Origin of the sequence: Vibrio barjaei (assembly GCF_001639065.2) — a bacterium.
GTDB lineage: Bacteria > Pseudomonadota > Gammaproteobacteria > Enterobacterales > Vibrionaceae > Vibrio > Vibrio barjaei.
On the sequence record NZ_LQXO02000014.1, the window covers coordinates 33,622 to 47,637 of the forward strand.

A 14,016-nucleotide genomic window follows, 5' to 3' on the forward strand; every position below is an offset into this window, starting at 1 on the left:
TAAAGGCAGCATAAGCTGCCTTTTTTATATCCTTAGAACTCTAGTGAGCCGCTTTTACAAACCGCGCGAGCTCTTGATTGTCATGCTGCGTCGTCAAAGCCGTGATGTCCCCTTCAGCAGTGATGATGCCATGACTAAGGTAAGCAAACCGGTTGGCAATGGCTCTAGCATCACTAAGATGATGTGTCACCATAATGACGGTCGCTTGCTTTTCTTGAGCTAGAGAGTGAACTACCGACAGCATCTCTTTACGAAGCACCGGATCTAACGCCGAAAACGGTTCATCAAGTAACCAAATATAGTGAGGCTGAACAAAGCAACGAGCTAAAGCCACTCGCTGCCTCTGCCCACCGGAAAGCTCAGACGGTAAGCGCTGGATCTTATCAATAAGACCCACTTTGTCTGCCGCATCTCGCACTTGCTGTTGATCTTCTGCAGTTAGTTTAAGGGCTGGATTGAGTCCTAAAGCAATATTATCGAACACTGAAAGGTGCTCGAATAAGTTGTGCTCTTGAAACAACATAGACAAAGGCCGCTGGTGAGGCTGCTTAGATTGAATCTCTTCATCATCGACAGATATCGTTCCCGATTCAGGCTGACAAAACCCCGCTATAAGCGCCAACAATGTCGATTTACCAGCACCACTGGGCCCAATCAACGCCAACACATCACCTTTTTCTACTGAGATAGAGAACCGAAACCAATCACTGTGGTAGCGATAGTCGACATGATCCATTGTTAACATTATGATCTCTCTCGCTCGGTCGATACAGGTCGTAACAACGACTCCGTTAAGGTAAATACACCAATACTCAATATAAACAGCACCAGAGATACTACAGCCGCAGCTTGCAATTGATAGCTGCCCATCAGCTGATATAAGTAAAGCGGTAAGGTATTAAAGTTCTGACTACCAAATAGCGCGATAACAGTAAGATCGCCCATGGAAAGGACAAAGCTAATCGAGAAAGCATGCAATATCGGTGCGCGGATTGCTCTCCATTCCATTAACCAAAATCGTCGAATGCCACGCAGTCCTAAACTTTGCCAAAGCAGGTGATATTGCTTGGCTAACCTCAACATTGGCTGATTAAGTGTTTTGATAACATACGGCAGCGCCATCAAAGCATTCACAGCGACAACGATCCCAAAGGCAAGACTAAACACATTGGTCATTCCTCGAAGCATTAGAAAAGTCGCTGTGCTCAATACCAACGCGGGTGTCACCAAAATAACCGTACCAACAAACTCCACGCCATCCGCACGGCCATAGTGAGACTTTATTCGTAACATTCGCGAACTACTCAATAGCACAATGCCAACCACTAACGCGATACTAGCAGCCATGATTGCCACTTGTAACGAGGTCATAACTGCTGACCAAAACTTGCTATCGGCAAGCACTGACCACAATTTCTCATTCAGTCCACTTGCAACAATGGCAATAAGTGGCGGGATGACCAGTATTAAGGTTGCCATGATCCAAAAGCTATCCCAGCATTTTTTCAACCATGAGTCTTGAGGTTGAATCGTGGGCATGTCGCTATAATTGGTTTTGCCCTCCAAGTCTCGACTAAATTTGCCAATAAACAGCACCAGTAGTGCGCAAATTAACATTTGCCACAATGCCAGAACCGCTCCGGTTTGTAGGTCAAAATCAAACTTGATCGCTTGATAAATCGCTAATTCAATCGTAGTGGCTTTCGGGCCGCCACCTAGCGCCATGACGGTAGCAAAACTGGTAAAACACAACATGAAGACTAAGCCAATAACATGAGGTAAATGTGCTTTTAGTCGTGGCCACTCCACCAATCTAAAACACTGCCAGCTATTCATTCCCAAGTGCAGTGCTAACTTGCGCTGCTCTAGTGGAACACTTTCTATCGTCACTAATAGCAAACGAGTTGCAAAAGGCAAATTAAAGAATACGTGTGCCAGCAAAATGCCGTTTAAACCATAGAGAGAAAACGGCATAGAATCATTCGAAGTGAGCCACCATTGAGCAATAACGCCTTGATTGCCATAAATGGCGACAATGCCAAACACGCCGACCAGTACTGGCATCACCAACGTGGTCGCAAACAATTTGAGCAGCCATGATCTTCCCCAAAAATGGCGACGAGAAAACGCATGTGCCACTGGGATAGCAAGCCCTACACTTAGCAACGTTGATAGACTTGCTTGCCAAAAGCTAAATTTGGCTACGTGCTGGTAGTATGGGTCAGTAAACAGCAGACCAATATCAGTCATTGACGAGTAGGAAAGCAGTGTCCACAACGAAGCCAGCACATATATAGCAATGAGCAAAGCAATCGCTAAACCTGATTTTGGTATTTGGGTCACAATAACCTCAATGGAAAAGTAGACACGATAACGGTTCGTCACACCAGTGAAACTCTGGTGCAGTATTAGCTTGCCCCTGCCTGCGCAGGGGCGATAATCTGCAGATTTTCTTAGATGGCCAATACTACTTAATCAGCGCAGACTGCCATTCGCGAATCCAAGCTTTACGGTTTTTCGCCACTTCATCTGGACTAAATGTCAGCGCCTCACTTGGAATGGTTAAGCTATCAAAACCTTCAGGCAACTTGCTCTCAACAACAGGATACATCCAGTTGCCTGTTGGGATTTTTGATTGAAAGTCTTCTGAGACGATAAATTGCATAAATTCATCAGCTAACTTTTGCTTGTCACTGCTGGCCACTTTTGCTGCCACTTCCACTTGAGTGTAATGGCCTTCTGAAAAGTCTGCGGCTACAAATCGCTTATCTTGCTCGGCAATAATATGGTAGGCCGGAGAGGTGGTGTAAGAGAGTACCAAGTCAGATTCTCCCTCAAGGAACATAGAGTACGCTTCCGACCAACCTTTGGTCACAGTTACGGTCTTTTTCGCTAGCTTTTGCCATGCTTCACTGGAGTCATCACCATAAACAGACTTCATCCAAAGTAAGAGCCCTTGTCCTGGTGTAGAAGTGCGCGGATCTTGATAAATCACCTTAAGGTCATCACGTTGCTCAACCAGCTCTTTCAGGCTTTTCGGTGGATTCTTTACCTTTTCTTTGTTGTAAACAAACGCAAAATAACCGTAATCGAAAGGAACAAAAACATCGTCACTCCAGCCGTTGGGTAACTCAAGCGCAGAAAGGTCAGCCTTGTGTTTAGCCAACAAGCCAGAGGCTTTCGCTTCACTCATTAAGTTATTATCGAGACCAAGTACGACATCAGCTTGGGAGCTGGAGCCTTCTAGACGCAGGCGGTTTAGAATCGAGACACCATCATCTAGCGCAACAAAGTTAAGATCGCATCCACATTTAGCTTCAAATGCTTTTTCAATCGCCGGACCAGGGCCCCAATCTGAAGCAAATGAGTCATAGGTATAAACGGTAAGCGTATTCGCCACAGCGAGTTGAGAGGCACTTAGAAGTGTCGTTGCCAAAGCAAGTTTAGCGAGTTGATGTACTTTCACTGGTTCTATCCTTAGATATATATTTTTATATTATATGATCCAGAAAAAGCCTCCATAGAACGGAGTTCTCATCCCTACGCCAGCATTATCTGGATCAGGTATACGGGTGTCAGGTATTACCTTCTCTCAGCACCACTGCTAGTGCACCCCGTGAGTCACAACCTTTAGAAAGCGAATTGTAACCCTTTCGTCACAGATTCGCCAAATCTATCCCTAAACTCGTTTGATTGATGTGGATTTATCGCTGATCGTAGCCCCAACGAGGCACGAGAGTTTGGTCAATACCCATATGGTCAAGCACACGAGCCACAATGAAATCGACTAAGTCCTCAATAGATTCTGGCTGATGATAAAAACCAGGCGCAGCTGGCATGATGGTCACCCCCATTTGCGAAAGTTTGTGCATGTTTTCCAGATGTATGGTTGAAAATGGCGTCTCGCGTACCACTAAGAGAAGTTGACCACGCTCTTTCATTACCACATCAGCAGCACGTTCAATTAAGTTATCGGACATCCCATGAGCAATCGCAGCCACACTGCCAGCCGAACATGGGCAGACAATCATCTGTTTAGGCGCTGCTGACCCAGAAGCCACTGGTGAAAACCAATCTTCTTTACCACATACCACCAGCTTATCTGGCGAGCAATTCAGTTTTTGTACTAGTGCTTTGTGCGCGGCATCTGGCCCGCTCGGCAGTTTTATATTATGTTCTGTCGCCAACACTACTCTCGCAGCGGAAGAGATCAATAAGTACACGGTGTAATCTTGAGCTAACAAACACTCAAGGAGGCGCATCCCATAAGGAGCGCCAGATGCACCAGTAAATGCCAGCGTGATCGCTTTCTCTACGGGTTTCATTACGCTAATGCCTCTAATAATTTTTGATGAATACCACCAAAGCCACCATTACTCATCACCAGAATTTGATCGCCTGGTTGAGCCTGTTCAACAATGGCCTGCACCAGCTCATCAATAGAGTCACTCACTTTGGCAGGTTGCGAGCATGAGTGAGCAATCTCTTCTACTGACCAATCAATATTGTCGGGTTGGAATAAGAATACCGCATCGGCTTCAGTGAGCGACTGCGCTAACGTCTCTTTGTGCACGCCGCGTTTCATGGTGGCACTACGTGGCTCTAAAACAGCTAGGATTCGCTGCTTGCCAACTTTGTTACGCAAACCGCCTAAAGTCAGTTCAATTGCCGTTGGATGGTGGGCAAAATCATCGTATACCGTTACTTGATTCACTTCGCCCTTCAGCTCCAAACGTCGCTTGGTATTGATAAACTTGCCTAATGCTTCGCAAGCAAGATCCGGAGTCACGCCAACATGTCTTGCTCCAGCAATAGCCATAAGGGCGTTATCGACATTATGGTCACCCACAAGCTCCCACTGCACTTCTCCTACTTTGCTGCCATGTAGGTACACTTCAAAATGCGAACCATCACGCTTTAACTTGTGAGCATGCCAATCAGCATTCTCTCCCGTGTGTTCCACTTCGCTCCAGCACCCTCTTCCTAGCACGTCACTCAACGCTTTATCTTTGCGCGGCGCAAGAATGCGGCCGTTTCCAGGAACAGTGCGGACTAAATGATGGAATTGTCGTTTGATGGCTTCAAGATCGTCAAAAATATCCGCATGATCGAACTCAAGGTTGTTCATAATGAGAGTGCGTGGATGGTAGTGAACGAACTTAGAACGTTTGTCAAAAAAAGCGCTGTCATACTCATCCGCTTCCACTACGAAAAACATAGATTCACCCAAACGAGCTGATTGACCGAAGTTGCCTAATACCCCACCAACTAAGAAACCCGGTTGATAACCACAATCTTCAAGAATCCAACTTAACATGCTGGATGTGGTAGTTTTTCCATGAGTCCCTGAAACAGCCAGCACCCAGCGATCATGCAAAAGAAACTCTTGTAACCACTGTGGGCCAGAGGTGTATTTCAGGTTATGGTTAAGCACGTACTCAACGCAAGGGTTGCCACGACTCATCGCGTTACCAATGACGACAAGATCTGGAGCAGGATCGAGCTGAGCTGGGTCAAATCCTTCAATAATCTCTATGCCTTCCGACTCCAATAATGTGCTCATTGGTGGATAAACGTTAGCATCACTGCCTGTAACTCGGTGTCCCAACTGCTGGGCCAATACCGCAGCGCCTCCCATAAAGGTACCGCAAATACCCAGAATATGAATGTGCATAGTTCGCTCTCTTAACTCTTTGCGTCTAATTTTACGCTATTGTCGCTATATATACCCAAAGCGTGCGTCAAAAGCGAGAAAGTTAGCGGTTAGGGAAATAAATGTGATATTCATCATACAAAAAGGAGCATGTCAGGGTTACTTCATTACCATTAAAAAGTTCTGCCACCTACAATACACATGTGTGTTGATGAATACCCCCAATAAACGCAATCGTTTGGTTGCTACATTTCTCTCACACATTACCCCCAAGAAAATAAGCAGAAAAGTTAAGGATATAACATGTCTGAAATGCGCACCCTTGGCGAATTCATTGTTGAGAAACAAACTGATTTCCCCCACGCTAGCGGTGATTTATCTTCCCTTTTGTCTTCGATTCGACTCGCTGCCAAAATCGTAAACCGAGAAATTAACAAGGCTGGCCTTGCTGATATTACTGGTTCTGTAGGCTCTGAAAACGTTCAAGGTGAAGCTCAACAAAAACTCGATGTCTATGCCAACGACAAATTTAAAGCCGCTTTGGAAGCGCGTGACCAAGTTTGTGGCGTTGCCAGTGAAGAGGAAGATGAGGCAGTAGCCTTTAACAAAGAGCTCAACAAAAATGCCAAATACGTCGTACTAATGGACCCACTTGATGGCTCATCGAACATTGATGTCAATGTATCAGTAGGTACCATCTTCTCTATCTATCGTCGCGTTTCACCGGTCGGTACTCCTCCGACTCAAGAAGACTTCCTACAACCAGGTAACAAGCAAGTTGCAGCAGGCTATGTGGTGTACGGCTCGTCGACTATGTTGGTTTATACCACGGGTAAAGGCGTTAACGGATTTACTTACGACCCATCGATCGGCACCTTCTGCCTATCTCATGAAAATATGATGATCCCTAAAGATGGCACCATCTATTCCATTAACGAAGGCAACTATATTCGCTTCCCTATGGGCGTGAAAAAGTACATCAAGTACTGCCAAGAGAATGTGCCTGAAGAGAAGCGTCCGTACACGTCCCGCTACATTGGCTCCTTGGTCTCTGACTTCCACCGTAACCTTCTTAAGGGCGGCATCTACTTGTACCCAAGCACTCAAAGTCACCCAAGTGGTAAACTGCGCCTACTATATGAGTGCAACCCAATGGCTTTCATCATGGAGCAAGCAGGTGGCTTAGCATCGGATGGCACTCAGCGTATCATGGACATCAAACCTACCGAACTCCACCAGCGAGTCCCATTCTTCGTCGGTTCAAGCCGAATGGTTGAAAAGGTCGAGTCTTTCCTAGAAGAATATAAAAACCAATAACTTCGAAGTGCCTCTCAATAGAGGCACTTTTTGTTTTAAAACTAACCAAGTATACTCTTTGTAAACGATTCGTGTTTCAGCCCTCTATTCCCTCCTCAAAGGAATAATGAATAAAGAAAAGGAAAGTCAAAATGAGCTTGAACAATGTCCCTGCAGGTAAATCATTGCCTGATGATATCTATGTAGTGATTGAAATCCCTGCCAATGCCGATCCAATTAAGTACGAAGTCGACAAAGACTCTGGTGCTGTTTTCGTTGACCGCTTTATGTCAGCACCTATGTTCTACCCATGTAACTATGGTTACGTAAACGAGACGCTTTCTCTTGATGGTGATCCGGTTGACGTGTTGGTACCGACACCTTATCCGTTGATGCCTGGTTCAGTAATTCGTTGCCGTCCAGTAGGCGTACTTAAGATGACCGACGAATCTGGTGAAGATGCAAAAGTCTTTGCCGTTCCTCATAGCAAGCTTTCTAAAGAATACGACCACATTCAAGATGTAGGTGATATCCCTGAGCTACTCAAAGCCCAGATCACGCAGTTCTTTGAGCGCTATAAAGAACTCGAAGCGGGTAAGTGGGTCAAAGTCGATGGCTGGGCCGATGTTCAAGCAGCAAGAGAAGAGATAGAAACTTCCTTTGAGCGCGCTAAGTCGAAATAACGCTCGCTGAATACATGAAAAAGCTCTCTAAATTAGAGAGCTTTTTACGTAGGCTTAGAATAAAGGAGCTAATAGCCGTAGCGACCACGAGATGCTTTGCCATTGTTATACCAGGTTCGAAAAGTCGGTTTGATCTCATCACAGATGCCGCGATACATTTCTCCTCGTTTTCCCAAGATGCTCGGGTCTTGTTGACAGTACTCAATGCGACCTTCCTCATAACCGATAGAATAGGCTTGATATAAATCTTCCGTGAAATCTATGGTGGTTGAAGATTGTAACTGTTGAGTCGAGAGTTTCTCATACCCTATAAGAGCTTGCTCTTGACCGTACTGCTGCCAGTCTTGAGGTAATACAGAAGTAAGAGAAATGTGTTGAGCACAACCCGATATGATTAGTAAGCCAATGATAAATAATAGCCTCATAAGATACCTCCAGCCCTAATTGCTAGCGCTTAGCGCGAGCATTTTTGCCACGCCAATACTCATCGAGATACATTCGGTCTATATCGTTACAAATACCATAATAGATTTTTCCATTTCGCCCTAAGACAAACGGATCTTGTTTGCAGTATTCGCTTTTACCTTCTTGATATCCTTTGAGGTACGCTTTGTATTGGCTAGTCGTGACGTCTGGTATTTTAGAGCGCAGTTTCGTTTCTGGTTCAACAACATAGCCCTTCAACGCCCATTGCTCGCCAAACTGTTGCCAACTCATATCACTCTTGTCAGTGGGAGGCTGTAGTTGGACACAACCCGCTAACAGCCCTCCAATTATTAACAACAACCAAGGCCTCATATTACCCTCTCTATTCCGCTTGTTACTTCATTAGTATACGAGAAAAAGTGCAAATCGATTACGTTATGCGGCGGCGCTGAGACCGCTCGCATTAATCCACTTCAAACTGATACAAAAAGGTTACTGAACTATAAAGCCCAGACACAGCTTCAACATAAAAGTCTTCAATGATTCGATAGCGTATGGTGAATTCACCAAGGGAGTTAAAAATGCCTACTCCATATTTCACTTGTAGCCCCGGTAAGACATATCCACTTACGGTTACTTGAGAGTCATCACCACTACCTGCTGTATCAAGCTGTAAGTCTTGTACACCAAAAGCTTGGCCAATATCGCCGACCACTTTACCACTGCGAGCTAAGCTCAAACCAATTAAGGTCGTGGTCAGTGCGTTACCACCTGTTTCACCATCAATATCTTGACCACGTAGTAGGTAGGACAGGGCATTCGCTTGTGGCATAGTTGGGTCAGAGAAAATCTCGATTCTAGGCTCTGATGCAAGGCCCGTTACTTTTACCCCTGCTTTAACATCATCAGCAGTGGTATCTGGGTTTCGTATCGCAGTAATATTGACGTAAGGCTGATCCACAGGCCCAGTCATTAGGATTTTACCTTCTTCGATAAGCAGGTCTTGCCCAAACGAAGTGTATGAACCGTTGATGATATTGACTTCACCCTGAACGAATGGTCCCTTATCTTTTTGGGAAACTTGCAATCGGCCTCTTAGGTCACCTTTTAGACCAAATGCCGACACACGAAAATCATTACCGATATTGATCGCGACGTCACTTTCGATATTGAAAGGAACCGCCGCTTCTTTGTCGATAGGCGTCATATCAGGATTTAACAACACTTGGTCACTGGACACCGATACCGCACTCTGCGGCAGTTCTTCAACTAAAATTCGTCCCCAAGGCAAACCTATGGTGCCCGTTACTTTCGCCAGTTGTGGATTAGCCTCGATGGTCATATCCGGAACAACCTTAACCTTCACCATAGGTGGCACTTCGACATTCAACTCATCAGCAAACACCCTAAGCTTAGTTCGCCATGCGTTCAGATCCTGCCAATTGCCTTCACCGGATAATTGCAGCTCACCATCATTAGTCTGAATTTTCGCATCTAAGTTGGCGTCATAGCCATTGAACGCAATATCCACACCACCCGACTTCACTTGGATTGGCGAAATGTCACCTTGAAGGGAAAGGTCCGAAATGGAAAAGTCACCAAACAACTGAGGATGTAGAGCATCCCCTTTAATTTTGATGTTTGAATCAAGGTTCGCCTTGAGTTTATTGAACTCTCCAATAACAGGCTGCAGGAAGTCCAAGTTAAAGGTAGAAAGGTTAATCTCACCCTCTATCTTTTTATTGTCCGCGAGCACATCCGGTAAGGTCACTTGACCAGAAAGATCGCCGTTATCTGTTACATCCACTAACCAACTGGCTTCGAGCTTATCATCCGCTAAATTCGCAGACACATTCACCTTATCCCAGCCTATGACAAGAGGTGCTTCCAGTGTTTGCGTGACCTTACCCTTCGGCAGGCTCACATCCAGCTTAACTTGCGGAGCAACCTCTGGCGCCCACTTGGCCCACACCGTCACATTGGCGGTCCCTTCCACATTGGTATTTTTAGGAATATAAGCATCAACCTGTTTAAAGTTGAAATTCTTCACTGTGACTAAGGCTTCACCTGACGTCCCTGCTTGGATGTCTTTTTCCAAACACACTTTCGAGTCAGCTTGCGCCCAACAGTGCGCCGAGACATCTGCTACTTGTTTATCGATATCCACTTTGACATCGATAGGGTCCACCAAATCAAGCGGCCCTTGTTCTGACTCTAAATGGACGTCAGCAAGTCGCCCAGTCCAAACAAGGCTTGGCTTATCCTGGAGAGAACCATCTAAGTCAATCTTTGCAGATAGGAGATTGGAAACAAGATCCAATGACAGTGTATGGCTTGCTTGAGTACCACTTAAGGCGAGATCCACACTCTCCACAACCTGCTCTTGATAAGTAATCCCAGAAGCCTTTAGAGAGAGGTTCGCCTGAGCTTGCTCAAGAGGTAAGGGTTTCGCCGAACCGGATAAAGATAGGCTATCGATACTGGCTTCTTGTTTCCATTTTACTTTTTCTACTTTGAGATCGGTTGCGATCTCAGGTTCTAACATCGCTCCTTTAATGCCCACCTTCCCCTTCAGAAGACCAGTGAGATCCGGAACCGATTTCGCTAAGTCAGGAAAATCGATGCGAACATCCATATTCCAATCCTTATCGAGCGTTCCCTTTGCACTGAGTTGATTTGGACCATGAGCGACTGACAGCCCTTCAGTCCTGACTTTATACTTGCCCTTGCCCGAAGTATCTGCAGCTTCTAGCTGCCCTTTAACGTTTAGCGGGTAATTACGAAGTACACCAACAATGTCGAGGGTAGGAACCGACACATCCCAGCCACCAGCTTCAGTAAGTTGACCACTGGTGACAATATGCCCACTAATGTCACCTTCAGCCTCAGGCCACTGAAGACCTGGTTGAATGTGTGTGAGGTTAATATCCCCTTTCCAGTTTATTGGCGACTCCCAATTCGCCATGACCTGACCTGAAATGTTGCCACCTAAGCTATCAATAGAGAGCTCACTTAGGTCAATTTGCTTCAAGTCGCCCTTACCAATCAACTGGACTGCCACATCTGGAATGTCCTTACCTGATGCTTGAGCATTAAGAGTAACGTCATACCCTTCCAATGAACCTTTAGCTTTCAAGCTTTCAATAGCAACTTGATAATCACTTTTACCAGTTAATGGCCACGTCGCTTTTGCATCACTGATCGTGGCATCAAACGGAAGCGTTGGTTCCAGTGGCTGCAACTCTCCATTTAAAGCACCGGTGATTAGCCCTGAAAACTGACTATCTAGAGACAGCTTTTCAACGCTTCCTTTAGCCTCTAGTTGTAACCTCTGACCTGCCAAATCTGTTTGTTTGAGATGAGCCGTAAGGAACAGGTCTAATGGATAACCCTGATTTAAGGTAATGTCTCCATTAAGAAGCGCATCCACTTGCGGCATATCTAGCTGCAGTTTATCTACATGAACATCGTGTTCACCTGCTCGGCCCACCAACTGCAAATTGTTGACAATGACAGGTTCATCTTGCTCAAGTTTAAAGTCTTGAATTTCGATTCCCGCAATATTAACGAAGAGCGGAATTAATACTTCTGGCAGCTCAATAGCCTGAGGCTTGGTCTCTTGTTGTGGCTCTTGAGGCTCTGCACTGGTCTCATCTGACGGCGCTAACGCTACTCTCGGTGATTTTAGCAAGGTATCACCGACCGTGAGTTTAGAACCGGTCATTGCAAGAGACGTAGAAAAGACATCCCAATTCACTTTGGTGCCTAAGATATCCAAATTGATATCACTAAAGTTCACCTTACCGATAGCAATTGGAATAGGTGTTGAGATCGACGTTAGCGGCTCGCTTGGCTCGGTTGAAGGTTCACTTGGTGCGACTTCAGGCATCGAAAAATTCAAACCCCTTATCGCCAGTTCATTAATGCATACCCTAGGATCGCTCAAGCAGTTGAGATCAACGGCCAACGTCAATGACTGAGCGTTAAGATCAATATGAAGACTCTCGTCGACAAAACTAACTTGGTTAAGGGTAAATCTGGGGAATAGTGAACCTGTGGCTTCCGCCACGTGTAACTGAGGCAGCGCTTTGTTTACCCCCCAAAGGATGCTGTTCAACCCAGCATTGGTGAACATGGCGAAGGCCAGCGTTGCCACAATAAGTAGTATCAACGTCGCAAAGCCGATAGAGACCCACTTGGTCACTCGCCAAACTTTTAACATCATAATTCTGGCCCTAAACTAAAGTGAATACGCCATTCTGCTTGCGGTTTCTGATCTAACCCCTTCGCATAGTCAAACTTCACCGGGCCAACAGGCGACACCCAGCGGATACCAAAACCGGCACCACGTTTCCACTCTGGACTATCATTAAATGCATCACCAACATCGAAAAATGTCGCTGCCCACCAATTTCCAGTAATACGATATTGATACTCTAGTGTACTGGTCGCCAAGTATTGGCCACCGGTCTTATTACCGACATCATCCTGAGGAGAAATACTCTCATAGTCGTAACCTCGGATACTGTTATCACCACCCGCATAGAATCGTAGTGACGGCGATAACTTAGAAGGATCGCTAGCAATGTTGGCACCAACATCCACTTTAAAAATACCACGATGATTTTCACCAATACTGGAAATCCAAGTAGACGTTCCACGCATGCGGAACACGGAAGTCTCTGAGAGCGCGCGCTCGTCGCCAACTTCAAACATGATGGTCTGTTTGTTACCACTCATCGGCAGTACACCACCTCGAGACACCACTCGTGAATACGATAGACCAGGTAATACGAACTGACCTAACTCACCTTGCGTATTGAACTCGTAGTTCTCCACCAAATAACGCAGATAAGCGGTACGATGCCAACCGCTATCGAGTACCCAGTGACGCTCGAAGGCCAAGTTGGACTCCAAAGTCTTTTTATCACTTCGGTTTACGTTTTTCAGACCGTATTGAATGAGATAATAATCTTTCAGCACATCATCCAAAGGAATCTTGTAACTCGCGGTCACCTGTTGCTCAGGTATGGAGAGATCAAGACTGGTATTAAAGCTGTGGCCATGTTCGTTCAACCATGGTTTTTTCCACTTAAATTTAATTTTCGCCCCCACGTCAGTGGAGTAACCAAGACCCGTTTCAAATTGGTTTCTTACTTGCGGGGCCAGTGACACCTTCATAGGTAACTCTCGCCCTTTACCTACTTGCGATAAGTCAGGTTCAACAAATACCGATGAAAACCATTCGGTATTAGATAAATTCTGGTTATGGATACCGACTTTAGAGGCAAGATAATCATCACCCGTTTTATATGGTTGTAATGATTGTACTTTTTGAATATCGATCTGACTGCCAGTGATGGTGGTTTTGCCGAATTGATAGCGGATACCACTATCGTAATGCAATCGAATAAAAGCTTGGTTAAGTTCAGGGACGACTTCGAGTCGGCTCAGCACATATCCGCCATCGAAGTAACCTTTTTGCAAAGCAAGATTACGAATGCTTGATTTCATCGCATCGTATTGGCTGTGGTTCAAAATGACACCTTCTTTAAGTGGCGTCAGCCGGATAAGACGTAGAAAGTCTTCATCGTTCTTCGCTTCACCAGAGATATCAATATCAACCAATTTGATTCTCGTCGGCTCACCTGCATTGACGTTTACAATCAACTCAGAGTCCTTATCGTCCACGGAGAACTCGATACGGGCATTGTAATAACCCACCGCATTCAGGGCTGTATTGATTTCTTTGGTGAGGCGAGATTGAAATCGAAGTGACGTTGAGTATTCACTGGGTTCAATAGCGGATATGTAGGCATCAACATTCTCCTTCAATGCGCCACTTAAACCATTAATATCCAATGACACACCATCTTTTGCCATCGCAAAACTCGACGACAGCAACAGAATTAGCGGTGGTAATACTCTCTTTATCATGCTTTATTGTTGAGACTGTGA

The 14,016-nt window shown here is 45.5% G+C and carries 11 protein-coding genes and 1 riboswitch; of the genes, 2 read left to right on the top strand and 9 right to left on the bottom strand.

The window, feature by feature from the left end:
* Window positions 1-40: 40 nt before the first annotated feature.
* The 5 genes from thiQ to mpl all read right to left on the bottom strand — a co-directional run bounded on the left by thiQ (window position 41) and on the right by mpl (window position 5,674).
* Window positions 41-745 (bottom strand): thiamine ABC transporter ATP-binding protein, encoded by a 705-nt coding sequence (gene thiQ, locus AWH66_RS09800; RefSeq protein WP_063604621.1) that lies wholly within the window; start codon window positions 743-745, stop codon window positions 41-43.
* A complete protein-coding gene (gene thiP, locus AWH66_RS09805; RefSeq protein WP_167360944.1) occupies window positions 745-2,343 on the bottom strand; it encodes a thiamine/thiamine pyrophosphate ABC transporter permease in 1,599 nt (532 codons plus the stop codon). Before thiP ends, thiQ begins: the two co-directional genes overlap by 1 nt.
* 124 nt (window positions 2,344-2,467) lie before the next feature.
* Window positions 2,468-3,466, bottom strand: coding sequence for a thiamine ABC transporter substrate binding subunit (gene thiB, locus AWH66_RS09810; RefSeq protein ID WP_143081487.1), 999 nt, complete (start codon window positions 3,464-3,466; stop codon window positions 2,468-2,470).
* A 54-nt stretch (window positions 3,467-3,520) separates the two neighbouring features.
* Window positions 3,521-3,627: riboswitch (TPP riboswitch) on the bottom strand.
* A gap of 77 nt (window positions 3,628-3,704) precedes the next feature.
* The gene (locus AWH66_RS09815) at window positions 3,705-4,325 is read right to left on the bottom strand and encodes a flavin prenyltransferase UbiX (protein WP_063604622.1); all 621 of its coding nucleotides are present in this window, start codon (window positions 4,323-4,325) and stop codon (window positions 3,705-3,707) included.
* The gene (mpl, locus tag AWH66_RS09820; RefSeq protein ID WP_063604623.1) at window positions 4,325-5,674 is read right to left on the bottom strand and encodes a UDP-N-acetylmuramate:L-alanyl-gamma-D-glutamyl-meso-diaminopimelate ligase; all 1,350 of its coding nucleotides are present in this window, start codon (window positions 5,672-5,674) and stop codon (window positions 4,325-4,327) included. Before mpl ends, AWH66_RS09815 begins: the two co-directional genes overlap by 1 nt.
* 282 nt (window positions 5,675-5,956) lie before the next feature.
* Between mpl and fbp the strand changes: the two genes are divergently transcribed.
* Complete coding sequence (fbp, locus tag AWH66_RS09825; protein ID WP_063604624.1) at window positions 5,957-6,970, top strand: class 1 fructose-bisphosphatase; 1,014 nt, start codon at window positions 5,957-5,959, stop codon at window positions 6,968-6,970.
* 131 nt (window positions 6,971-7,101) lie between these two features.
* The gene (gene ppa, locus AWH66_RS09830; RefSeq protein ID WP_031494627.1) at window positions 7,102-7,632 is read left to right on the top strand and encodes an inorganic diphosphatase; all 531 of its coding nucleotides are present in this window, start codon (window positions 7,102-7,104) and stop codon (window positions 7,630-7,632) included.
* A 68-nt stretch (window positions 7,633-7,700) separates the two neighbouring features.
* On the opposite strand, the gene AWH66_RS09835 is transcribed toward ppa, so the two are convergent.
* The 4 genes from AWH66_RS09835 to tamA form a co-directional block, all read right to left on the bottom strand.
* Window positions 7,701-8,057: a DUF2799 domain-containing protein gene (locus AWH66_RS09835; protein WP_063604625.1), complete on the bottom strand. Its 357-nt coding sequence runs from the start codon at window positions 8,055-8,057 to the stop codon at window positions 7,701-7,703.
* A gap of 22 nt (window positions 8,058-8,079) precedes the next feature.
* Window positions 8,080-8,430, bottom strand: coding sequence for a DUF2799 domain-containing protein (locus AWH66_RS09840; protein ID WP_063604626.1), 351 nt, complete (start codon window positions 8,428-8,430; stop codon window positions 8,080-8,082).
* Between the two features lie 91 nt (window positions 8,431-8,521).
* The gene (tamB, locus tag AWH66_RS09845) at window positions 8,522-12,280 is read right to left on the bottom strand and encodes an autotransporter assembly complex protein TamB (protein WP_063604649.1); all 3,759 of its coding nucleotides are present in this window, start codon (window positions 12,278-12,280) and stop codon (window positions 8,522-8,524) included.
* Window positions 12,280-13,995, bottom strand: a complete 1,716-nt coding sequence (gene tamA, locus AWH66_RS09850) for an autotransporter assembly complex protein TamA (protein WP_063604627.1) — start codon at window positions 13,993-13,995, stop codon at window positions 12,280-12,282. Before tamA ends, tamB begins: the two co-directional genes overlap by 1 nt.
* Between the last annotated feature and the right edge of the window lie 21 nt (window positions 13,996-14,016).